The following is a 22,294-nucleotide window of genomic DNA, read 5'->3' as shown; positions in this document are numbered from 1 at the left end:
CACCCCCGGAAACGACTCCACCCGCGTCCCTGTGGGAACGCGGGTGGAGTACGGGGAATCAGCGGGTCAGCGCTGGAACTGGACCGGCCCCGAGTTGGCGGCCATCCGCTCCAGCCGGGCGACCCGGTCCTCCATCTTGGGGTGGGTGGAGAAGAGCGCGGCCACCGCGCCACCGGAGAACGGGTTGGCGATCATCAGGTGGGCGGTGCTGGTGAGCGTGCCCTGGGCGGGCAGCGGCCGTTGCCGGGCCACGGCGTCGATCTTGCGCAGGGCGCTCGCCAGGGCCAGCGGATCCCGGCTCAGCTCGGCGCCCGACTGGTCGGCCTGGAACTCACGGCTGCGGCTGATCGCCAACTGGATCACGGTGGCCGCGATCGGGCCGAGGATCAGGGTCAGCAGCAGGACCGCCGGGTTGGGCGAATCCTCGTCGTCCCCACCGCCCAGCGGGATGAACCAGGCGATGTTCGCCAGGAAGGTGATGATGCCGGCCAGACCGGCGGCCACGCTGGAGATCAGGATGTCCCGGTTGTAGACGTGGGACAGCTCGTGGCCGATCACACCCCGCAGCTCCCGGTAATCCAGGATCTCGGTGATGCCCTGGGTCACGCAGACCGCCGCGTGCTGCGGGTTACGCCCGGTGGCGAAGGCGTTGGGCTGAGCGGTCGGGCTGACGTACAGGCGCGGCATGGGCTGCCGGGCCTCGGTCGCCAGTTCGCGCACCATCCGGTACAGCTCGGGGAACTGCGCCTCGCTGACCGGTTGCGCCCGCATCGAGCGCAGCGCGAGCTTGTCGGAGTAGAAGTAGGAAATGCCGTTCATGACCAGTGAGATGAGGACGGCGATGACCAGGCCGCCACTGCCGCCGAACCAGTAGCCCACCGCGAGGATCAGGGCGGTGAGCAGACCGAGCAGCGCGGCGGTCTTCAGACGGTTGTGGTGCACGATCTCTCCTTCGGTGCACGGATCGCCGGGATCCGCTGACCGGTTCAACAACCCGGTACCCGTCAACCATCCGTCTCAACGCTGAGAACTCACTGAGATTGGAGTCGCAGGTCAGCGGGCGGCCAGATCCAGCACCAGTTGCGGGGCGAAGCCCAGCACCACGGCGGCCACCGTGGCCACCGCCAGCACCGCCGCCACCACACCCACCAGCGGTACGGCCGGCGCCGTGGCACCCGATGTCGCCGCCGGCGCCCACAGCGCGGCCGTGACCCGCAGGTAGTACGCCAACCCGATCACCGCGTTCAGCGCCACCACCAGCGCCAGCCAGGTCGCGTCGCCGTCCAGCAGCGACCGGACCACCGTCACCTTCGCGAACAGCCCGGCCAGGCCCGGCGGCAGCCCGGCCAGACCCACAAGCGCGAGACCGAGCGCCGCGCCCCGCCACGGGTGCCGGCGGGCCGCCCCGCGCAGGTCGTCCAGCGTGCCGCCGTCCGCACCCACCGGGCGCAGGGCGGTCACCCCGGCGAACGCGGCCAGCTCCAACACCACGAAAAAGACGGCGTACGCCACCGCGGCGGCGTACGCGGCGGACCGCGCCTCGCCCGTGCGGCCGGCGGCCAGCGCCAGCGCGCCCAGCGGGGCCAGGATGTAACCGGCCTGCGCCACCGAGGACCAGGCGAGCAGCCGGACGGTACGCCGCTGGCGCAGCGCCACCAGGTTGCCGACGGTCATCGTGAGCACCGCCAGCAGGGCGAGCACCGGGCCGGTCTGGTCCGCCGGCAGCGCCCGCTGCACCACGGCCAGCAACGCGACGAGGCCACCCAGCTTCGACGCCGTCGACAGGTACGCGGCCACCGGCAGCGGAGCACCGTCGTAGGTGGCCGGCGCCCAGGCGTGGAACGGCACCGCCGCCACCTTGAAGGCCAGCCCGAGCAGCAGCAGCGCCACGGCGGCGGTGGTCAGCGGCAGGTCGCGCAGCTCCGACCGCTCGGCCAGCAGAGCACCGAGCCGGTCCAGGTGCAGTGCACCGGTCACCGCGTACAGCAGCGCGGCGCCGAGCAGGGTGATCGTGGTGGCCACCACGCTCACGACGAAGAACGTCACCGCCGCCTCGGCGCTGGCCAGGCTGCCCCGGCGCAGGCCGACCAGCACGTACAGCGGCAGGGTCAGCGTCTCCAGGGCCACGATCAGGGTGATCAGGTCGCCGGCCGCGCCGAGGACCACACCGCCGGTCATCGAGCAGGCGAGCAGGAAGGCGTACTCCCCCACTGGTGACCGCCCGGCCCGCAGCGCCGGCACCGACAGCCCGAGCACACCCAGGGTGAGCAGCGCCACCACCGCGGCGACCAGGGCCGCCCGCCCGCCGAAGACCCAGGAGCAGTCGGCGCCGACGCAGAACGTCCGCCGCTCGCCGCCCGCACCGACCACGGCGGCGCCGACGGCGGTGCCGAGCGCGCCGAGCGCGGCCACCGCGACCGTGGCCCGCGGCCGCGCCAGCACAAGATCAATGATCAGCACGAGTACGGCGGTGCCGGCCGCCAGGTACGCCGGCAGCAACGCCACGTTGTCCACACTCTGCACGGCGCTCATCCGGGCCTGCCGTCGTTCCCGTCCACCCGCTGCGCCGCGCTCATCGGGAGACCACCCCGATCAGGGCGTCGACGGGCGCCTCGGCGACGCCGAGGACCAGCGCCGGGACCAGCCCTATGGCCAGCGCGAGCAGCACCAGCGGCGCCCACGCGGTCAGCTCCGCGCCGGCCAGCCCGGAGCCGACCCGGCCCACCGCGGGGCTCGGCCGGCCGTGGGTGACCTGGCGCAACAACCGCAGGAAGTACGCGGCCGTGAGCGCGCCACCGACCGCCGCCAGCACCCCGAGGGTGATCCACAGCGGGCCGCCCACCTGTATCGCCGCGACCACCGCGAACGCCTCCCCCCAGAAGCCGGCCAGCCCGGGCAGGCCGAGCGACGCGATCGCCGCGAACGCCAGCAGACCCGCCAGCCGGGGCGCGGTCTCCCGCAGCCCGGACAGCTCGGCGAGCGCACCCGTGCCAGTACGGTCCTTCACAGCGCCCGCCAGGAAGAACAGCAGGCCGGTGATCACGCCGTGCGCGACGTTGCCGATCAGGGCCGCCTGGAGGCCGGTGGCGGTCAGCGTGGCGACGCCCAGCAGGACGAAGCCCATGTGCCCCACGCTGGAGTACGCGATGAGTCGCTTCACCTCAGCCTGGGCCAGGCAGACCAGCGAACCGACCAGGATCGCGGCGACCGCCAGCACGCCGAGCACCGGCGCGGCCCACCGGGCGCCCTCGGGCGCCACCCCCACCGCCACCCGGATCAGCCCGTACGTGCCCATCTTGAGCAGCACGCCCGCCAGTACGACGCTGCCCACCGTCGGGGCCTGCGTGTGCGCGTCGGGCAGCCAGGAGTGCAGCGGCCAGAGTGGACTCTTCACCGCGAACGCGAGCGCGAGCAACGTGAACGCGGCGAACTGGGTGCCCCGGGACAGCCCGCCCCCACCGGTCAGCGCGACCACGTCGGCGGTGCCCGCCGCGGCGACCACGACGTACACGCCGACCAGCAGCAGCACCGACCCGAAGAGGGTGTAGAGCGCGAACTTGCGGGCCGCCCGCCGCCGGTCCGCGCCACCCCAGCCGGCGATGATCGCGTACATCGGCAGCAGGACGACCTCGAAGAAGAGGAAGAACAGCACCAGGTCCAGGGCGAGGAACGTGCCAAGGATGCCCACCTCGACCACCAGCAGCAGGGCCACCAACGCCCGGCCGCTGCCGCCGTCCGGCACCCGCCACACCGTGTACGCACAGCAGAGCAGGGTGAGCAGCGCGGTCAGCACCACCAGCGGCCAGGAGATGCCGTCGACGCCGAGATGGAAGCGCAGATCCAGGCCGGGAACCCAGGGCAGGTCCACCTGATGCCAGGGGCGCACCGCAGCCGTACCGGCCGACCAGGCGAACCACCCCCGCCCACCGAAGACCAGCGGTACGGCGGCCAGCAGGGTCAGCGCCGCCGCGACCGTCCCGACGATCCGTGCGGCCCGGTCCCGGGGAGTCGCCGCCACCGCGACCGCGCCCACCGCCGGCACCACCAGCACGGCGACAAGCAGAACCTGCCCAAGCGTCATCGGGTAACTCCCAGCACGGCGGCCGCCAGGCCGATCAGCAGGGCGCCGGCCAGCACACCGGCGGCGGCTCGGGGCAGCGCCGCCCGGTGCAGCGCGGCGAGCCCGGCGCCCAGGCCGGAGGCAGCGCGGCCGCTGCCCTCGACGGCCCCGTCGACCACCACCTCGTCGCCGCTGCGCGCGAGGCGGGCCAGCGCCCGGACGGGGCGTACGACAAGGGCGTGCTGGACGTCGTCGAGCCGGAACGCGCGGGCGAAGACCGGCCGCAGCGGACCCAGCGCGGTCGCCGGGTCGGCGGCCCGGTCCCGCTGCCAGCGCACCCATACCAACCCCGCGCCGACCGCCAGCAGAGCCAGCGGCAGCAGCAGCGCCGGCCCGACGTGGACCAGGCCGTCCTCCGCACCGGCGACCGGCACGGTGGCGAACCGCAGCCGGTCGGCGAACGCGCCCACGAACCCGGCCAGGCCGAGCAGCGCGGCCGGCACGGCCAACAGCAGGACCGGCCACCGCAGCACCGCCGGAGGATCGTGCGGCGTGACCAGCGGCAGCCGGGGCTCGCCGAAGAAGGCCCGCAGCAGCAGCCGGCCCGCGTACCAGGCGGTGATCACCACACCGAGCAACCCGGCCAGCCAGACCAGCCAACCCACCCACGACGGCGCCGGCCCGGTGCCCTCCAGCGCGGCCGACTCGGCGACCGTCAACACGCCGTCCTTGCTCCAGAAGCCGGCCAGCGGCGGCACACCGGCGAGGGCCCCGAGGCCGATCACCGTGCACCAGAACGTCACCGGCATGCTGCGGCGCAGACCACCCATCTCCGACATCAGCGTGGTGCCCACGGCGTGGATCACCGCGCCGGCGGCGAGGAACAGCAGCGCCTTGAACGCGGCGTGGGTGAGCAGGTGGAACAGCGCCGCCGACGGTGAGCCGACGGCCAGCGCGCCGGTCATGTAGCCGAGCTGGGACACGGTCGACCAGGCCAGCACCCGCTTGATGTCGTCCTGGGCGGTGGCGGCGAGCGCCCCGAGCAGCAGGGTGATCGCGCCGAGCACCCCGAGCACGGTCAACGTGACCGGAGCGGCCGTGAACAGCGGGTAGAGGCGGGTCACCGCGTACACCCCGGCGGCCACCATCGTCGCGGCGTGGATCAGCGCGGAGATCGGCGTCGGGCCGGCCATCGCGTCCGGCAACCAGGTGTGCAGCGGGAACTGCGCGCTCTTGCCGGCCACCCCGGCCAGCAGCAACAGGCCGGCGGCGGTCAGCGTCGCGCCGGAGTGGTCGTGCGCGAGCACGTCGGCGATCCGGAAGCTGCCCGTCGAGACGCCGAGCAGCACGATGCCGAGCAGGAAGCCGACGTCACCGACCCGGGTCACCAGGAACGCCTTCATCGCGGCGGCCGGTGCGCCCGCGAGCCGGCGGTCGTGGGCGATGAGCAGGTACGAGCAGAGGCCCATCACCTCCCAGCCGACCAGCAGCATGATCAGGTCGCCGGAGACCACCACCAGCAGCATCGCACCGGTGAAGAGGCTGATCTGGGCGGCGTACGGCGGGTAGCGGTGGTCGACGTCGACGTCGTCGTGGGGGCCGCGCCGCAGATAGCCGATCGAGTAGACCTGCACGGCCAGGGCGACCGCGGCGACCGCGACGGCGACCAGCGCGGCGGCGCCGTCCAGGCGTACGCCGAGGGTCACCCTCAGCCCGCCGATGTCGACCCAGGTCGTCGACGTCTGGGTCGGACCGTCGACAGTCACCAGCAGGGCGACGGCCAGCGCCAGCGCGCCGACCGCGCCGGCGACACCGATCGTCACGGCGGCCGTCCGGGCCCGGTCACCTCCGGCCGCTGCGCCCGGGTGACGCGGGGCCGGCGGCAGCAGCAGCCCGAGCAGGCCGGCGACCAGCGGCACGGCGGGCAGCGCCGCCCCGAGCAGCCCGGTCACCGACCCGCCTCCGCGTTCTGGCCGACGGTCCGCGCGGGCACCGGCGGCTCGGTCAACGCCACGTCATCCACCGCCACGGTGGCCCGCAGGCGATAGAGCTGAAGGACGATCGCCAGCCCCACCCCGATCTCCGCGGCGGCGAGCACGATGACGAACAGCGCGAAGACCTGACCGGAGTGCGGCAGCGCCGCGCGAACGGTGGTGTCCGCTGTAACGAGGATGAGATTCACCGCGTTGAGCATCAACTCGACAGCCATCAGCACCAGCACGGCGTTGCGTCGGCGCAGCACGCCGTACACGCCGAGGCCGAACAGCAGCGCCGCGGTGACGTACGGGATGACGGGCCTCACCGGCGCCCCCCGGAGGCCATGCTCCGCGCCGGCGCCTCGGCGTCGTCGCCGCGCCGGCCGATGTCGGGCCGGGACAGCACCACCGCGCCCACCAGGGCGGACAGCAGCAGGACGGAGAGCACCTCGAACGGCAGCACCCAGGAGGCGAAGATCTGCTCGCCCAGCCGCTCGGCAGTGCCCGCGCCGGGCATCGTGACGGTGCTCCAGCGGTACGCGTCGACCAGCAGGACGCTCAGCCCCAGGCCGGCGCCGCCACCGATCAGCGCGGCGGGCCAGCCGGGCCGGTCGAGATCGTCGGAGGCCCCGATCGGCGCCCGCGTCAGCATCACCGCGAACAACAGCAGCACCACCACCGCGCCCACGTAGATCAGCACCTGCACCCAGGCGACCAGCTCGGCGCCGAGCACCAGATAGTCGCCGGCCAACGCGCCCAGGCAGACCACCAGGTAGAGCCCGGCCCGGACCAGGTGCTTCGTGGTCACCACCAGCACGCCGGCGCCCACCGCGACCGCGCCCAGGGCGAGCAGCAGCAGATCCGCGCCGGTCACCGGGCCGCCCTTCCGCCGGGTCGGGCGGCGCCTCGGCCCGTCACGACGTTTCCCGTCAGGACCTGTGCCGTCACGACGCGGGCGGTCACGACGCGGGACCCGGGTCGGCGTCGGGACGTACTGCCGGGGGGACCGAACGCGCGGCCTTGCGGGCCGCCGCGGTCTCCTCCTTGGCCGGCTCGCCGTTCGGGTCGTGCGCCGGCGGCGGTGGAACCGTGGCCATCCACTGACCGAGGTGGTCCTTGTCGTGCAGCAGGTCCTTGATGTCGTACTCGGCGTACTCGAATTCCGGAGACCAGTAGAGCGCGTCGAACGGGCAGACCTCGATGCAGATGCCGCAGTACATGCAGAGCGAGAAGTCGATGTCGAACTTGTCCAGCACGTTGCGCTGGCGAGGGCGGGCGGCGCCGGGCACCGCCACCTCCTCCTTGTGCGAGTCGATGTAGATGCACCAGTCCGGGCACTCGCGGGCGCAGAGCATGCAGACCGTGCAGTTCTCCTCCGACAGCGCGATCACTCCGCGCGAGCGCGGCGGCAGCTCGGGGGCGACGTCCGGGTACTGCTGCGTGGTCGAGCGGCTGGTCATCGTCTTGAGGGTGACCGCCAGCCCCTTGACCAGGCCCGCGCCGGGCAGGCCGCGCTCGGTGGCGCCGCCCGCCGGGTCGCCGTGCTCGCTGGGGTCGGTCATGTGGACCATCCTGCCCTGTGGCCCCGGCGCGCGCGACCACCACCCACAGGTCCACGGCGGTACGGTCGTCGCGGGGACGCCGTGAACGAGGTCTACACCGAGACCGGGCGGTGGACGAAGTTCGTCGACACCGGCGAGCCCTTCCCGATCAACCTGCCGATCAGCCGGATCACGCCCCGGGTCCGCTGACGACGGTCGGCGGGAGCATCTCGACGCCGAGCTGTTGGAGCAGCTGGAACAGCTCGTTGCAGCTCCACACCTCGACGATCCGGCCCGCCGTGTCGAAGCGCAGGAACGTCGCGCCCGAATAGCTGACCACCTGCCCGGTCGGCGGCACCGGCCCGAACTGCCCGACGTGGGTGCCGGCGGCCCGCCAGTGCACAGCCACCCGCTCACCGGCGGCCACCACGTCAACGATCTTGTAGCGCAGGTCCGGGAAGGCCGCTCGGCGCTCGCGGTGCCAGGCAAGCGTCGCCTCCGGCCCGGTGCCGCCCAGCCCGGGGCACTCCTCGGCGATCAACTCGTGGGCCGACTCCTCCCGGCGGGCGTTCCACACGTCGGCGATGAAGCGCCGGGCCGCCGCCTCCACATCCGTCATGCCGGCAGGGTATCCGGCCAGCTACTGGTGAGCGGGGGCCACAGGTGTCTGGCACGCCCTTTGCTCTGCTTCAACGGAGGCAACACTTTCGGCCGTCGAGTGTTGCCGTGAGTGAAGCAGAGCAAAGGGCGTGGGGGTGGTGGGGCCGTCCGCCGGGGAAGCGCGGCGTCAGGCCCGTGGGCCAGGTTCGCCCGCGCCGCGCCGGACCGCCGCGAATCGGCGAAGATGGGGTGGAGACGGCAACCAGACCGGGAGGTATGAGCGACGTGGCGGAGACAGGCGGGAAGTACGTCGAGCCGGGTGGCGAGTTCACCCGGGATCAGCGGTACATCGCCACGCGGATCACCGCCGACGGGCGGGACGGCTACCCGGTCGAGCCGGGCCGGTACCGGCTGGTGGTCAGCCGGGCCTGCCCGTGGGCCAACCGCCTGATCATCGTGCGACGGCTGCTCGGCCTGGAGGACGCCATCTCGATGGCGATCGCCGGCCCGACCCACGACGCCCGGAGCTGGACCTTCGACCTCGACCCGGGTGGGCGGGACCCGGTGCTCGGCATCGAGCGCCTCCAAGAGGCGTTCTTCAAGCGCTTCCCCGACTACGAGCGCGGCATCACCGTGCCGGCGATGGTGGACGTGCCGACCGGGCAGGTGGTGACCAACGACTACGCGCAGATGAGCCTGGACCTGTCCACCGAGTGGACCCCGTACCACCGAGAGGGCGCCCCGCAGCTCTACCCCGAGCACCTACGGGAGCAGATCGACGAGGTCAACAGCGTGGTGTTCCGCGACGTCAACAACGGCGTCTACCGGTGCGGCTTCGCGGGCAGCCAGGAGGCGTACGACAAGGCGTACCACCGCCTGTTCGACCGGCTGGACTGGTTGAGCGAGCGGCTGACCGACCAGCGGTACCTGGTGGGCGACACCATCACCGAGGCCGACGTGCGGCTGTTCACCACGCTGGTCCGCTTCGACCCGGTCTATCACGGCCACTTCAAGTGCAACCGGCAGAAGCTGAGCGAGATGCCGGTGCTGTGGGCGTACGCCCGGGACCTGTTCCAGACCCCCGGGTTCGGCGACACCATCGACTTCGACCACATCAAGCGGCACTACTACGAGGTGCACCGCGACATCAACCCGACCGGAATCGTGCCGCTCGGCCCCGACCTGTCCAACTGGGTCACCCCGCACGGCCGGGAAGCTCTGGGTGGCCGCCCCTTCGGCGACGGCACCCCACCCCCGCCCCCGGCCGAGCCCGTGGACCCGGCCCACACCCCGCTGCGCTGAACAGGCACGGGAGCGGGCGGGCGCTCTACAGGGCGACGCGCACAGCTGCGGTGAGGACCAACTGCGCCAGGGAGGCGGGTACGAGGACCAGCCAGCAGAGGCGTTGCAGCTGGTCCTCGCGCAGCCGGGGGTAGGACACCCGCAGCCAGATGATCACGAAGGCCACGGCGAAGACCTTGAGCAGGGTCCACAGCCAGCCCAGGTGCTCGTCGGCGAACGGGCCCTGCCAGCCACCGAGGAACAGCACAGTGGTCAGCGCGGCGATCACCACGATGCCGACGTACTCGGCGAGCAGGAAGAACGCGAACCGCAGCCCCGTGTACTCGGTCATGTAACCGAAGACCAGCTCCGAGTCGGCCACCGGCATGTCGAATGGCGGCCGGCGGATCTCGGCCAGTCCGGCGACGAAGAAGATGATCATCGCGGGCGCCTGCCAGAGCAGCCACCACGGCTGCCACGCCTCGACGATGCCGGACAGGCTCAGCGTGCCGGCCGCCATCGCCACCGACGCGGCGGCCAGCACCAGCGGCAGCTCGTAGCCGAGCAACTGGGCGGCCCCGCGCAGCCCGCCGAGCAGGCTGTACTTGTTGGCCGACGCCCACGCCGACATGAGCACCGCCACCACCCCGACGCCGACCACGGCCAGCACGAAGAACAGGCCGATGTCCAACGGTTGCCCGACCAGGTCGTTCGGGCCGAGCGGAATGACCAGCAGCACCAGCAGATACGGCACCAGGGCCACCGCGGGCGCCAGCCGGAACACCGCCCGGTCCGCCTCGCGCGGGGTGATGTCCTCCTTCTGCACGAACTTGACGCCGTCCGCCACGAGTTGCGCCCAACCGTGGAAGCCACCCGCGTACATCGGGCCGAGGCGGCCCTGCATGTGCGCCATCACCTTGTGCTCGGCCTGGCCGACGAGCAGCGGCAGGGTGAGGAACGCGACGACCACGCCGCCCACCCGGAGCACCAGCTCCACCCAGAGCGGCATCAGGCCGTACCCCCGTCGTGGTCGGTCCGATCGTCGCGGCCCGGCGGGTCCGCGACCCCCTCGCCGCCCGACGCGGCCGGGCCTGCGCCGGGCGCGGGCTGGTCGGCCGGTGCCGGGTCGTCGGTGGAGCCGGCGGCCCGGGGAGTACGCGCCGGACGGGTCCCCGGCGCCGGCCGTGCCTGTCGCTCGCCAGCTGGCCGGGCCGGGGTGCCGCCGCGTGGACCCTCCCCCACGCCACCCGCGCCGGCCGGAGTCGGCGTCGTTCCCCACTCGCCCGGAGCGGGCACGCCCGGCGGGCGGATCGGTCGACGGCCACCGCCGGCCTCCGACTCGCCCGGCTCCTTCGCGCCCGGCCAGGGCTTCGCCACCCGGGAGGCGAGCACGAACTCCTTGCGCAGCGGGTGGCCCTCGAACTCCGGGGGCAGCAGCAGCGGCCGCAGCTCCCCGTGGCCGTCGAAGTCGATGCCGAACATCTCGTGGGTCTCCCGCTCGTGCCAGGCGGCACCCGGGTAGACGTCGACCACCGAGGCCACCGAGGGCGCGTCGCGGGGCACCCGGGTGCGCAGCAGCACGCCGTGCCGCAACCGCGTCGACCAGAGGTGCGCCACCACGTCGAAGCCCTCGGCCAACTCGTCGACCGCCGAGAGCCAGTCGAAGAAGTCGCAGGCCAGTTCGCTGTCGTCGCGGGCCGCGCGGACAGCGGCCGACCAACTCGTCGGGGGTACGTCGACGGTGGCCCGGGCGAACCGCTGCCCGCCGGAGACCGACGGGGTCGCCTCGACCGGCGCGAGCAGCGCGACCAGCCGAGCGCCGACCTCTTCCTCAGTCATGCCGCTGATCCTAGGGCGTCGGCCCGGCGCCGACCCGGCCCGCGGTCCACGACCGATCCCCGGTGATCTGCCCGCTTTACCGGGCGGCGGGCCCGTCGGCGGGGAAAGATGAGGGCGTGCGCGCTGTCACTGTGAAACCCGGGGTCGCCAACTCGCTGAGCCTCGCCGAGGATCAGCCGGAGCCGGCGCCCGAGGAGGGCGCGGTCCTGGTCGAGGCACTGGCCGTGGGGATCTGCGGCACCGACCACGAGATCATCGCCGGGCAGTACGGCGAGGCGCCGCCGGGCGCGGACCGCCTGGTCATCGGGCACGAGTCGCTGGGCCGGGTGATCGAGGATTCGAGCGGCACCCTGCAACCCGGCGACCTGGTGGCCGGCATCGTCCGGCATCCCGACCCGGTGCCCTGTCCCAACTGCGCGGTCGGCGAGTGGGACATGTGCCGCAACGGTCAGTACACCGAGCACGGCATCAAGGCGCTACCCGGGTTCGCCCGCGACCGCTGGCGGATCGAGCCCCAGTTCGCGGTCAAGCTGGATCCGGCGCTGGCCCAGGTCGGCGTGCTCTTGGAGCCGACCAGCGTGGTGGCCAAGGCATGGGACCACATCGAGCGGATCGGCCACCGGGCCGAGTGGCAGCCGCACACGGTCCTGGTGACCGGCGCCGGGCCGATCGGGCTGCTGGCCGCGCTGCTCGGCACCCAGCGCGGGCTCACCGTCCACGTGTTGGACCGGGCCACCGACGGCCCCAAGCCGGAACTGGTCGCCGGGCTCGGTGCCACCTACCACGCGGTGCCGGTCAACGACCTGCCCTTCGAGCCGGACGTGGTGATCGAGTGCACCGGCGCACCCACGGTCGTCCTCGACGTCATGTGCAAGGCGGCGCCGACCGGCATCGTCTGCCTGGCCGGGGTGTCCAGCGGCGGCCGGAGCATCGACTTCGACGCCGGGGCGCTCAACCGGGCGCTGGTGCTGGAGAACAACGTGGTGTTCGGCTCGGTGAACGCCAACCGGCGACACTGGACCATGGCCGCGCAGGCACTCACCCGCGCCGACCAGGTCTGGCTCTCCTCACTGATCACCCGACGGGTCCCGGTGAACAGGTACGCCGACGCGTACACCTCCGGGCCGGACGACATCAAGGTGGTGCTGGAGTTCGCCTCCTGACCGGCGGCCCGGCGACGTCAGATGCCGGGTAGCCGGCCGTTGCGGAACAGGTCCACGAAGAGCTGGTGATCCTGGCGGGCACGCACCCCGTACGCGTGCGCGAAGTCCACCAGGTGGGTGACGAATCCCGACTCGTCGGTGTCCACGGCGGCGACGATCGCCTCCTCGGTGGAGTAGTCCACCAGGTCGTGACTGGACTCGTCGTCGGCGACCGAGTGCATCCGGGCCACCGCCCGGCCAAGGTCGGCCAGCACCCCGGTCAGCTCGTCCGGCTCGTTGACGTCGGACCAGTCCAGGTCAGCCGCGTACGGGGAGACCTCGGCGACGAGCTGACCGGCGCCGTCCAGCTCGGTGAAGCCCAGCCACGGGTCGGCGTGCGCCTGCAACGCCCGCTGCGACTCGGCTGTCCGGTGACCCTGGTGCTGGAAGTAGCCGCGTACCGAGTCGTCGGTCGAGTAGCGGGCCACCGCCGGGACCTGCGCCTGCTTCATGTAAATCACGACGTCGTTCTCCAGCGCCTGCGTGTGCCCCTCCAGCAGCAGGTTGTACGACGGCAGGCCGGCCGAACCGATGCCGACGCCCTTGCGCAGCACCACGTCCTTGATCCGCGTCGCCACCGGGCGCAGCCGGGCCGAGGCGGTCGGCAGAGTGCCCAGGTACTCCTCGAAGGCGGCGAGAACCCGGTCCCGGGTCTTCCCGTCGACCTCGAAGACCCCGTCTCCGATGGAGAACCGCCGCTCGTAGTTGTCGACGGTGGTCTGCTCGGCGAGCAGGTCGACCCGCGTGTTGAGGCGGGCCTGCTGGAGCACCCGACGCAGCACCCCGTCGGCGTTCTCCAGGGTGATCGAGCCGATCGCGTCGTCCCCACCGGCGGCGATCGCCCGCAGCTCGGTCAGGTAGGAGCGGGCGAAGCCGGCCACCAGCTCACCGATCACCGTGTCGGAGAGGGCCTTGCTGTAGCCGAGCAGCGCCACGCTGGCCGCGAACCGGCGCAGGTCCCAGGTGAACGGCCCGACGTACGCCTCGTCGAAGTCGTTGACGTTGAACACCAACTGCCCGGAGGCGTTCATGTAGGTGCCGAAGTTCTCCGCGTGCAGGTCGCCGTGGATCCACACCCGGCCGGTCCGCTCGTCGAGGAACCGGTCGTCGGCGAAGTCGCCCCGCTGGTCGGCGTAGAACAGCGCGGCGCTGCCCCGGTAGAAGGCGAACGGCGACGCGGCCATCTTGCGGAACTTGCGGCGGAAGGCCGCCGGGTCGATTGCCATCGACGCGCCGAACTCCTCGGTGAGCACGTCGATGATGTGGGCGGACCGCTGGTCCACGGAATTGCTCATGAGCGCAGGTTAACCGGGCCCGACCAGCCCCCACGTCGGGCAACCGAGCGGTCCCGTCCGCACGACGGGCGGCTCGTCAGTCTGCAGCGGGTGGGCGGACCGGCGGGGCGGTGAGGGAGTCGACGGAGCGCGGAGCGGCGGCCTCGCGGGGCGGGGCGTCCAGCGGCGCGGCGAGCAGATCCCGCTGCGGCACTCCGCCGATGCCGGACTGCTCGGCGGCGATCTTCTCCTGCAGGCGCAGGATGCCGTGCAGCAGCGCCTCCGGGCGCGGCGGGCAGCCGGGCACGTAGACGTCCACGGGGATGAGCTGGTCGACGCCCTTGGTCACCGAGTACGAGTCCCAGTAGGGGCCGCCGCAGTTGGAGCACGCGCCGAACGAGATGACGTACTTCGGCTCGGGCATCTGGTCGTAGAGCCGCTTGATGGCCGGGGCCATCTTGTCGGTCACGGTGCCGGAGACCACCATGAGATCGGCCTGCCGCGGGCCGTGGGCGAACGGGATCACACCCAGCCGGATGAAGTCGTGCCGACCCATGCTGGTGGCGATGAACTCGATCGCGCAGCAGGCCAGGCCGAAGTTGAACACCCAGAGCGAGTAGCGGCGCCCCCAGTTCAGCACGAACCGGATCGGCTCACCGAGCACTGCCGGTAGCTGCACGACGCCCCCTCCTGTCACTCACTGGACAGTCAACCACAGCTGCGGGGCGCAACCCTGAGGGCCGGTCACGACAATGGCGCGGCTACCGCTGGACCGGTGACGCGTTCGAGCAGGTGTCCTGCCCGAGCACGTTCGGTCCCAACCCGCGCTCGACGGACCTGTCCGTCACTGCCACTGACCTGGTGCTGACCGCTGCGGCGGACGGCTCCCGGTCGGGTGCGGTCACCGTACGGATCCGCAACGACGCGGACCGGACGGCCCCCGAGGTGCTCCTCACCATGGAACTGCCGAAGGCACTGCGGCCCGTCGGTGACGGCTGGTCGGGCTGTGATGTCCAGACGGGGAGCACCGTGCAGGTGTCCTGCCGCCTGAGCGCCGCGCGGGGGCACAGCGAGGTGCGTCGGACCCTGGAGCTGCAAGTCGCCGCCGGGACCAGCCTGGCCCCGGGACAGGTGGCGCTGCGGGTCTGGCCGGCGGACCCGGACGGGGACCCGTGGTTGGACAACGACAGCGGTGACAACGAGTCGACGTTCGACTATCGCTGAGCGCGCGGGGGCGGCCGGTCACCGACCGACCGCCCTCCGCGAACCGTCTCGCCAGTCGGCGGCTCAGGCCAGCACGACGCCCGGGCCCGGACCGATCTCACCCGGCGCACCCGGGCCCGGACCGATCGCCAGCACGACGCCCGGGCCGGGGCCGATCTCACCGGGGGCACCCGGGCCGGGGCCGATCGCCAGGACCGCCGTCGCCACTCCGCTCACGCCGAGGGCCAGTCCGGCCGCCGCATTCAGGCCGGTGATCAGGATCTTCCGCATCGTCATTGCCTTCTCCCGTGTCGTTGGTTGATGGATATGACCGTACGGAAGCGGCGAACACCACAAAACCCCCGTTTAGTGACACTTATCCATACATATGCCCGTTGATTCGTTGCGTAACGTGTGCGGCGTTTCACATCGCTTCACCGCCTCGCGGCGATGGCCACGCGGCCCGGCGGTCGGAGCAGTCGGGCAGGTCATCAGATGTTCACCGAACTTGTCGGAAGACGCTGAAACCCGAGCCCGCTCCCCCGCGTGTGAGCGACGTCGCCCCGGAACCCGAGGGTGACAGGAGACGGGGAGGACCCAGGTGACGGTGAGCGCCGAATCGAGGCCCGGCAAGCCTCCACCACAGGACATGACCCGGCAGGCCGGGCGGACTTTGGTCGACTCCGTCGACTTCGACCAGCTCTACCATGCCCACTTCCGCTCGCTGACCATTCAGCTCGCTGCCTACTTTGGCGACTTCAGCCAGGCGCAGGACCTGGTCCAGGAGGCGTTCTGCCGGGCCTTCGCGCGGTGGGGGAAGGTTTCCCGCTACGACGACCCGGTCGCCTGGGTGCGGCGGGTCGCCTGGAACCTGGCCACCAGTCGCTGGCGTCGGCTACGGACCGCCCAGTCCTACCTGCGCCGTCAGCGTGAAGAACACGTGCCCGGCCCCGACCCGGACCGGGTGGCGTTGACGCGGGCGCTCGCGGCGCTGCCGCCGAACCACCGCCGCGTCGTGGTGCTGCACCACCTCGCGGACCTCTCCGTCACCGAGATTGCCCACCAGGAGGACGTGCCCGAAGGCACGGTCAAGTCCTGGTTGCGCCGGGGTCGGGCTGCGCTGGCGGCACAGCTGGCTCCTCAGAACGAGGTGACCGACCATGCCTGAGTTCGACAGCGCTCGACTCGACGCGGAGTTCTCCACGTACCGGGCGGCAATGCTTCCGGCGATCACGCCCGACGGCCCGACCGCGGTCCGGCGCACCGTCCGTCGCCGTCGTCGACGCGCGGCGATCACGGTCGCTGCGGCGCTGGTGGTGGCCGTGGCCGTCCCGATGGCCGGGCAGGCGGGGCTGCGCCGGGACCCTGGACCGCCGGCGACGGCCACACCGACGCCGTCCGATTCCCCGACGCCGAGCATCTCGTCCGCACCACCGGCGCCGGACGGCAGAATCGAGCGGACCGAACTACTGGCCGCCACCGTCGACCTGCCCACCTGGGACGATCTGCCGGAGCGCCCGGACGGCAAGGCTTGCGGATCTCGCGGGATCCGGCTCAGCGGCGACCCGGTAGGCGATGACGCCAACCTGCTCGTCGAGATGGGCTACGGAGACGTCGATCGCGACGGGGCGACGGAGACCGTCGTGCTGGTGCGCTGTCTGTTCGGCACCCGAGGGCCGGCGCAGGTGGTCGCCTTCGACCGGGACACGGCCGGGCGGATCGTCACACTGGGTCGGGTGGCTGCCACCGCCGACCCGACTCCGGAGTGGCTGATCGGGCTCGAGGTACGGGCCGACGGCGTGACCCGGGTGGCGATGGCCGACCGGGCGCCGGGGCCCGGTTGGCCTCTCGAGCAGTCGCAACGCCAGTGGCGCGGGTACAGGTGGGACGGGAACCGGTTCAAGCAGACCGAGGGGCCGTCCGGCTTCGGCCCCAACCCGCACGCCGCCGACCTGTCGGTCAGCTCGTCCAACCTGGCCCTCGCCCGGGAGCCCGGCGACAGCTTCGCGGGCACGATCGAGGTCCGGGTACGCAATGCCAGCGCGGGCGAGGTGGCCGAGGCGGTGCTGTCGTTTGACCTGCCGTGGCAGTTGCGGCCGGTCGGGGATGGCTGGAAACGGTGTCGCGAGAACATGGCCGTCGCGCTGGCGCCGTACCGGTGCACCCTGGGCCGGCTGGCACCACACGCGGACATCCGGCTCACCCTCGGACTGAAGCGGGCACAGGGCACACCGTTGGCCTCGGGCAAGGCGACCATCGAACTTTTCGGCAGCGGCGCCGACGGGACCGCGCTGCTGGAACGCGAGCGGGACGACAACCTCGCCACCTTCACCCACTACTACCGCTGATCGACTGCGGCGGCGTGCGGTCCCGGCCGGTCAACCGGCCGGGACCGTGCCGCTTCGCGCCGCGCTGTCGGATTCGCGGCAGGATCATGCGCAACCACACCCGTCGCCGTGGAGTGTTACCGGCGCCCAGGGCACCGGCCCGGCGGCAAACGGGGAGGGGCAGTGACAGCAACGATGGGAGCCCGCGCCAACGAACCGCCGGCGGCGTTGACGGCCGCAGGGCTGAACGCGGCGGCGATCACCTTCGACGACTTCTACCACGCGCACTTCCGAAACGTGACCGCCCAACTGTGCGCGTACACGGGGGATCTGGGCCACGCTCAGGATCTGGCCCAGGAGGCGTTCTGCCGGGCGCTGGCGCGCTGGGACCGCCTGGTCCGGTACGACGATCCGGTGGCCTGGGTTCGCCGGGTCGCCTGGAACCTGGCCCGCAGCCGCTGGCGTCGGCTGCGCACGGCCCACAACCACCTTCTGCGCCAGCGGCGCACCGAGGCCGAGGTGGACGGCCCGACACCGGACCGGGTGGCCATCGACGCGGCGCTCGCGCAACTGCCCGCCAACCACCGGCGGGCCGTCATCCTGCACTACCTGGCCGACCTGTCGGTCAATCAGATCGCTCTTCAGGAAGGGGTGGCCGAGGGCACCGTCAAGTCCTGGCTGCACCGCGGCCGGGCCGCCCTTGCCGGACTGCTGGACGAAAACACCGAGGGGGTGTCCGATGTCTGATCTCGAACCGCGGCTGCGCGAGCGGTTCACCGCGTACCGCACCGATGTCACCACCCGGGTCGTCGGTCCCGGTCCCGACCAGGTCCGACGCACCCTGCGTCGGCGCCGGCGGACGACGGCGGTGGCCGTCGCCGCGGCGGCGGTCGTCCTGGTGCTGGCACCGGTCGTCGCCAACGCCGCGCTGAAAGGCGACCGGACGCCGCCGGTCCCGGCCGAGTCCGTCGAGCCGACGTCCCCGCCGACGACGGCACCGCCGCCGCCCACACCGTCCGCCAGCCAGTCGCCGAGTTCCACACCCACGACCGAAGCCGGTGCCCCGGATGGTCGGATCAGCCGACAGCAACTGCTCGCCGCCCGACTGGACCTGCCGGACTGGCCGCAGATCGTGCCGTCGACCTGCACCACGTCGAAGGTGCGGCTGGTGACAAGCTCCATCAACAACTACATTCCGCTGCTCACCGACCTGAAGGTGAGCCACGCCGACCTGGACGGGGACGGCGCCGAGGAGACTGTCGCCGCCATCTCCTGCCGGTACGGAGAGGCGTCGGCGAAGCAGGTAGTCGCCTTCGACCGGGACGACAGTGGGCGGATCGTGACGCTCGGCAGAGTCGTGCGGACCACCGACGGCGTCGCGGACATTCGCGGCCTGGAGGTCACCGCGGCCGGTGCCGTGCAGGTGCGGGTGGCCGACCTGCAACCCTGCTGCGACACGCCGACCTACTGGCCGCAGGAGCAGACGCGTACCTACCGGTTCAAGGGTGGCCGATTCGTTCAGACCGGCGGCCCCACGAAGTTCGGGAAGGATCCCCGGCTCACCGACCTGCGCCTGTCCATGACGCACACGCTGGTCAACGTCACGGGTGGTCGCGAGCTGACCACCGTCTTCACCGTCTCCAACGCGGGACCGGTCGACGCCGCCCAGGTCGAGTTCAGGGCCCTCGAAGTGGGTGCGCCGACGACAGGTGACTGGTCCAGGTGCGACCCGAAGGTGGCGGCAGCGAGCGACAACAACTCGTGTCTGGTGCCGGGGGTGCCGGCCGGCGAGTCGCGGCGCTACACGTTCGTCCAGAGGGTGCCCAGTCGCCCGGGCCCCGATGCGACGATCCGGTTCTTCTTCGTGACCCATTACGACGCGCAGGACCGGCAGTGGCGCGACCTCAGCGAGGAGGACAACAAGGTGCGACTCCCCGGCGTGCTCTGACGAGGAGGAATTCCGGTGCCCCACCCCGTCGGGGTGGGGCACCGCCGTTCAGTCGTCCGAATCCCAGGTGGGGCGCTGCAGCAGGCCGACGAACTCGACCAGCAGGCGTTCGCGCAGTGCCGGCGGGGCGGCGTCGAGCAGCGTGTTGACAAGCGCCATCCGCTCCGGCAGCGGCCCCGCGCCGGGTCCGTCACCGGCGCCCGAGCCGCCGTCGCCGAGACCCAGTCCGGCGGCCAGTCCGACGACCAGGTCCGGGGTCAGCGCCTCGGGGGTGAGGGCGCCGACCAGGGACGCCAACTCGGCGGGCAGCCGCACCGGGCCGGCCGCCTGGGCCGCCGCCACGGCGGCGGCGAGATCCGGGCCGAACTCCGCCACCCGGGGCGCGACCGAGGCGGTCACCGTGAGGTGCACGCTGGCCGGCAGACCGGCGTACGACAGCTGGGGCTGGGTGTGCCAGCCACGCGTGGTCAACTCGTCGACCAGGACGAACAGGTCGGGTCCATCCTCGGTGGCGGTGAAGCAGACCACTGTCGACTCCGGCTCGGCCAGCAGCCGCAGACCGTCGACGGCGCGGACCGCGTCGGCCAGGCCGGCGACCGCGTCCCGGGTCACCGCGGCCAGTCGCAGGTAGCCGGCGTCGCCGAGGTGCCGCAGGGTGGCGTACGCGGCGGCGATCGGCCCGCCCGAGCGGGTGGACGCGATCACCGGATTGATCATGGTGTAGCCGGGCCAATCCGCGTACGCGAAGTACTGCGGGGCGCGTCCCGCGGCGTCGCGGTGCAGCAGCACCGACACGCCCTTCGGGGCGTACGCGTACTTGTGCAGGTCGACCGAGATGGAGGTGACCCCGGGCACCGTGAAGTCGAACGCCGGCACCGGCTCGCCGAGACGACGCAGGTACGGCAGGGTCCAGCCGCCGAAGCAGGCGTCGACGTGACAGCGCACCCCGGCGTCGGCGGCCGCGGCGGCGATCTCGGCCACCGGGTCCACCACCCCGTGCGCGTACGAGGGCGCGGAGCAGGCGACAAGCACCGTCTCCGGGCGGATCGCGGCGGCCATCGCGGCCGGCTCGGGACGAAGGGTGTCCACCGAGACCGGCACCACGTCGAGCGCCACCCGCAGGTAGTGCGCCGCCTTGGCGAACGCGGCATGGGCGCTCGCCGGCACCACGATCCGGGGTGCGGCGATCTCCGGGTGGGCGTCCCGGGCCGCCTTGACGGCGAGGATCAGCGACTCCGTGCCGCCGCTGGTGACGCTGCCGACCACGTCGGGCGCGGTGGTGCCCGGCCCACCGCCGAGCACCCGGCCGGCAGCGCCGACGAGCGCGTTCTCCATGGCCAGCAGGGACGGGAACGCGGTCGGGTCGAGCCCGTTGACGTGGGCGCTCTCCCGGTGCGCGGCGGCGGCGAGGTCGTCGAGCCCTGGCACCGCCGGGTCGTACACGTACGCGAACAGCCGTCCCCCGTGGGTGGGCCGGTCGCCCGCGCGCAGCCGTCGAACCTCCGCCAGCGCGACATCCGCGGCCACCCCGTCGCGGGACAGCGCCCCCGCCCCGATTGTGTTCTCGTCGATCATGGAATCGTGGTGCCCTTCTCGATGCGGCCCACCGCCGTGCGGTGCTGGCCCTGCGCGGAGGCCAGGACGGCGGGGGTCAGGGTGTAGCGGCGCAGGAGCAGGATCGGCGGGCCCAGCAGCAGGGCCGGGATGACCGTGAAGCCGAGGAGAACGCCGAGTCGCGCCGTGTCGGACTGGGCGGCGGCCGTGCCGGTGTCGGAGGAGACGTAGCCGGAGAGCTGGAGCACCAGCCCGTACACGCCGGGGCCGAGGGCCAGGCCGAGGGTTTCCCCGGCGGTCCACAGGCCGGTGAAGACGCCCGCCTGCCGGCGGCCGGTACGCGCCGTGTCGTACGCAATGCAGTCCGGGAGCATGGCCAGCGCGAACACCTGCTGCCCGGCGTACCCGACCCCGAGCACCGCGACCACCAGGTAGACGGCGATCGGGGGCAGCAGCGGGGCGGCGACCAGGGCGAGCGCCCCGGTGGCGAGGATCAGTCCGGCGGCGACCAGGGCGGACCGCTTGCCCAACCGGGCGCCGACGCGGGACCAGAGCGGCATCACCAGCAGCGCCGGCCCGACGAAGCAGGCGAAGAGGAGGGTCGGCCCGCTCTGCTCGTCGCGCAGGATCTGCCCGGCGAAGTAGTTGACCCCGGCGAGGATGGTCGCCACGCCGGCGGACTGCACCACGAAGCAGACCAGCAACGCCCGGAACGGCCGGTTGGCGGCGGCCACGGCGAGCTGGGCGCGCAGTGTCGGCTCGCTGGCGCCGACCACACCACCGGGCGCGGACCGGGTGCCGAGGAACGCGCCGAGGGCGCCGATGACGATGAGCGCCGCCACGAACAGGCCCATCCAGCGGTGCCCGGGCACGCCGCCACCGCCGGCCGTCACGACCAGCGGAGCCACCGCGCCGGAGACCAGGATGGTCAGCGCCAGCACGGCGATCCGCCAGGTCATCAGCCGCGTGCGCTCGGCGTAGTCGTCGGTCATCTCGGCGGGCATCGCCACGTACGGCACCTGGAAGAAGGCGAACGCGGTGGCCGTGGCGAGGAAGGCGAGCGCCACGTACGCCGCGGCGGCCGGCCCGTTGCCGAACGGCGCGGCGAAGATGGCCGCGAAGAGCACGGCGAGCGCGAGACCGGCGACGAGCAGGTACGGCCGGCGCGCGCCCCAGCGCGACCGGGTGCGGTCGGAGATCCGCCCGGCGACCGGGTTGACCAGCACGTCCCATGCCTTGGGCAGCAGGACCAGCAGGGCGGCGAGCCCGGCGGCCACGCCGAGCGTGTCGGTCAGGTACGGCAGCAACAGCAGACCCGGCACCGTGCCGAACGCGCCGGTGGCCAGCGAGCCGAGCGCGTACCCGGCGTGCACCGGGCGGGGCAGCCGACCGGCGGCGGGCAGGCTGGCCGCGTCCGGGCCGGCGGCGGGCAGGCCGGCGGTGCCCGGCGGCTGGTTCATGGGGCCGAATGTTACTCACGTTATGTCGC

The 22,294-nt window shown here is 72.7% G+C and carries 22 protein-coding genes; 7 read left to right on the top strand and 15 right to left on the bottom strand.

The features are described from left to right. Nucleotides 1-66: 66 nt before the first annotated feature. From htpX to ACGGAQ_RS19190, 8 genes are all read right to left on the bottom strand, one after another. Nucleotides 67-942 (bottom strand): zinc metalloprotease HtpX, encoded by an 876-nt coding sequence (gene htpX / locus ACGGAQ_RS19225; RefSeq protein ID WP_354854345.1) that lies wholly within the window; start codon nt 940-942, stop codon nt 67-69. Nucleotides 943-1,053: 111 nt separating this feature from the next. Then, a complete protein-coding gene (locus ACGGAQ_RS19220) occupies nt 1,054-2,532 on the bottom strand; it encodes an NADH-quinone oxidoreductase subunit N (protein ID WP_393051022.1) in 1,479 nt (492 codons plus the stop codon). A 40-nt stretch (nt 2,533-2,572) separates the two neighbouring features. Then, nucleotides 2,573-4,081: a NuoM family protein gene (locus tag ACGGAQ_RS19215; protein ID WP_393051019.1), complete on the bottom strand. Its 1,509-nt coding sequence runs from the start codon at nt 4,079-4,081 to the stop codon at nt 2,573-2,575. Next, nucleotides 4,078-6,012 (bottom strand): NADH-quinone oxidoreductase subunit L, encoded by a 1,935-nt coding sequence (locus ACGGAQ_RS19210; RefSeq protein ID WP_393051016.1) that lies wholly within the window; start codon nt 6,010-6,012, stop codon nt 4,078-4,080. Before ACGGAQ_RS19210 ends, ACGGAQ_RS19215 begins: the two co-directional genes overlap by 4 nt. Beyond that, a complete protein-coding gene (gene nuoK, locus ACGGAQ_RS19205) occupies nt 6,009-6,362 on the bottom strand; it encodes an NADH-quinone oxidoreductase subunit NuoK (RefSeq protein ID WP_393051013.1) in 354 nt (117 codons plus the stop codon). Before nuoK ends, ACGGAQ_RS19210 begins: the two co-directional genes overlap by 4 nt. Next, a complete protein-coding gene (locus ACGGAQ_RS19200) occupies nt 6,359-6,910 on the bottom strand; it encodes an NADH-quinone oxidoreductase subunit J (RefSeq protein WP_393051010.1) in 552 nt (183 codons plus the stop codon). The genes nuoK and ACGGAQ_RS19200 overlap by 4 nt, the downstream gene beginning before the upstream one ends. Nucleotides 6,911-6,995: 85 nt before the next feature. After that, nucleotides 6,996-7,607 (bottom strand): NADH-quinone oxidoreductase subunit I, encoded by a 612-nt coding sequence (locus ACGGAQ_RS19195; protein WP_354854356.1) that lies wholly within the window; start codon nt 7,605-7,607, stop codon nt 6,996-6,998. A 160-nt stretch (nt 7,608-7,767) separates the two neighbouring features. After that, complete coding sequence (locus tag ACGGAQ_RS19190) at nt 7,768-8,196, bottom strand: ester cyclase (protein ID WP_393051007.1); 429 nt, start codon at nt 8,194-8,196, stop codon at nt 7,768-7,770. 257 nt (nt 8,197-8,453) lie between these two features. Between ACGGAQ_RS19190 and ACGGAQ_RS19185 the strand changes: the two genes are divergently transcribed. Further along, the gene (locus tag ACGGAQ_RS19185) at nt 8,454-9,479 is read left to right on the top strand and encodes a glutathione S-transferase family protein (protein WP_393051004.1); all 1,026 of its coding nucleotides are present in this window, start codon (nt 8,454-8,456) and stop codon (nt 9,477-9,479) included. A gap of 25 nt (nt 9,480-9,504) precedes the next feature. Here ACGGAQ_RS19185 and ACGGAQ_RS19180 read toward each other — a convergent pair whose 3' ends face one another. Next, a complete protein-coding gene (locus tag ACGGAQ_RS19180) occupies nt 9,505-10,467 on the bottom strand; it encodes an NADH-quinone oxidoreductase subunit H (protein WP_393051002.1) in 963 nt (320 codons plus the stop codon). Further along, the gene (locus ACGGAQ_RS19175; protein ID WP_393050999.1) at nt 10,467-11,297 is read right to left on the bottom strand and encodes an NADH-quinone oxidoreductase subunit C; all 831 of its coding nucleotides are present in this window, start codon (nt 11,295-11,297) and stop codon (nt 10,467-10,469) included. Before ACGGAQ_RS19175 ends, ACGGAQ_RS19180 begins: the two co-directional genes overlap by 1 nt. Nucleotides 11,298-11,413: 116 nt before the next feature. Between ACGGAQ_RS19175 and ACGGAQ_RS19170 the strand changes: the two genes are divergently transcribed. Beyond that, the gene (locus ACGGAQ_RS19170) at nt 11,414-12,460 is read left to right on the top strand and encodes a glucose 1-dehydrogenase (RefSeq protein ID WP_393050996.1); all 1,047 of its coding nucleotides are present in this window, start codon (nt 11,414-11,416) and stop codon (nt 12,458-12,460) included. Nucleotides 12,461-12,477: 17 nt separating this feature from the next. Here the strand turns inward: ACGGAQ_RS19170 and ACGGAQ_RS19165 are convergent, their stop codons facing one another. Together ACGGAQ_RS19165 and ACGGAQ_RS19160 are read right to left on the bottom strand one after the other, a co-directional pair. After that, nucleotides 12,478-13,794 (bottom strand): DUF2252 domain-containing protein, encoded by a 1,317-nt coding sequence (locus ACGGAQ_RS19165; protein ID WP_393050993.1) that lies wholly within the window; start codon nt 13,792-13,794, stop codon nt 12,478-12,480. Between the two features lie 76 nt (nt 13,795-13,870). Then, entirely contained in the window at nt 13,871-14,452 is a 582-nt protein-coding gene (locus ACGGAQ_RS19160; protein WP_393050990.1) for an NADH-quinone oxidoreductase subunit B, read from the bottom strand. A 182-nt stretch (nt 14,453-14,634) separates the two neighbouring features. On the opposite strand from ACGGAQ_RS19160, the gene ACGGAQ_RS19155 reads away from it, so the two are divergent. Next, nucleotides 14,635-14,997: a hypothetical protein gene (locus tag ACGGAQ_RS19155; protein WP_393050987.1), complete on the top strand. Its 363-nt coding sequence runs from the start codon at nt 14,635-14,637 to the stop codon at nt 14,995-14,997. Between the two features lie 63 nt (nt 14,998-15,060). Here the strand turns inward: ACGGAQ_RS19155 and ACGGAQ_RS19150 are convergent, their stop codons facing one another. Continuing rightward, the gene (locus ACGGAQ_RS19150; RefSeq protein WP_393050984.1) at nt 15,061-15,273 is read right to left on the bottom strand and encodes a hypothetical protein; all 213 of its coding nucleotides are present in this window, start codon (nt 15,271-15,273) and stop codon (nt 15,061-15,063) included. Nucleotides 15,274-15,577: 304 nt separating this feature from the next. Between ACGGAQ_RS19150 and ACGGAQ_RS19145 the strand changes: the two genes are divergently transcribed. The 4 genes from ACGGAQ_RS19145 to ACGGAQ_RS19130 all read left to right on the top strand — a co-directional run bounded on the left by ACGGAQ_RS19145 (nt 15,578) and on the right by ACGGAQ_RS19130 (nt 19,251). Beyond that, nucleotides 15,578-16,144 (top strand): SigE family RNA polymerase sigma factor, encoded by a 567-nt coding sequence (locus ACGGAQ_RS19145; RefSeq protein WP_393050981.1) that lies wholly within the window; start codon nt 15,578-15,580, stop codon nt 16,142-16,144. Beyond that, entirely contained in the window at nt 16,137-17,324 is a 1,188-nt protein-coding gene (locus ACGGAQ_RS19140) for a hypothetical protein (protein WP_393050978.1), read from the top strand. The genes ACGGAQ_RS19145 and ACGGAQ_RS19140 overlap by 8 nt, the downstream gene beginning before the upstream one ends. A gap of 162 nt (nt 17,325-17,486) precedes the next feature. Next, nucleotides 17,487-18,050 (top strand): SigE family RNA polymerase sigma factor, encoded by a 564-nt coding sequence (locus tag ACGGAQ_RS19135; RefSeq protein ID WP_393050976.1) that lies wholly within the window; start codon nt 17,487-17,489, stop codon nt 18,048-18,050. Continuing rightward, nucleotides 18,043-19,251: a hypothetical protein gene (locus tag ACGGAQ_RS19130; protein WP_393050973.1), complete on the top strand. Its 1,209-nt coding sequence runs from the start codon at nt 18,043-18,045 to the stop codon at nt 19,249-19,251. Before ACGGAQ_RS19135 ends, ACGGAQ_RS19130 begins: the two co-directional genes overlap by 8 nt. 48 nt (nt 19,252-19,299) lie before the next feature. Here ACGGAQ_RS19130 and ACGGAQ_RS19125 read toward each other — a convergent pair whose 3' ends face one another. Together ACGGAQ_RS19125 and ACGGAQ_RS19120 are read right to left on the bottom strand one after the other, a co-directional pair. Then, nucleotides 19,300-20,826 carry a pyridoxal phosphate-dependent decarboxylase family protein gene (locus ACGGAQ_RS19125; protein ID WP_393050970.1) on the bottom strand — a complete coding sequence of 509 codons (1,527 nt, stop codon included), beginning with the start codon at nt 20,824-20,826 and terminating at the stop codon, nt 19,300-19,302. Next, complete coding sequence (locus ACGGAQ_RS19120; protein WP_393050967.1) at nt 20,823-22,265, bottom strand: MFS transporter; 1,443 nt, start codon at nt 22,263-22,265, stop codon at nt 20,823-20,825. Before ACGGAQ_RS19120 ends, ACGGAQ_RS19125 begins: the two co-directional genes overlap by 4 nt. Nucleotides 22,266-22,294: the final 29 nt, after the last annotated feature.

The sequence above is a fragment of the Micromonospora sp. NPDC047557 genome (assembly GCF_043205095.1).
In the GTDB taxonomy this organism is placed as follows: Bacteria; Actinomycetota; Actinomycetes; order Mycobacteriales; family Micromonosporaceae; genus Micromonospora.
This window is presented reverse-complemented; position numbering and strand designations above follow the sequence as displayed.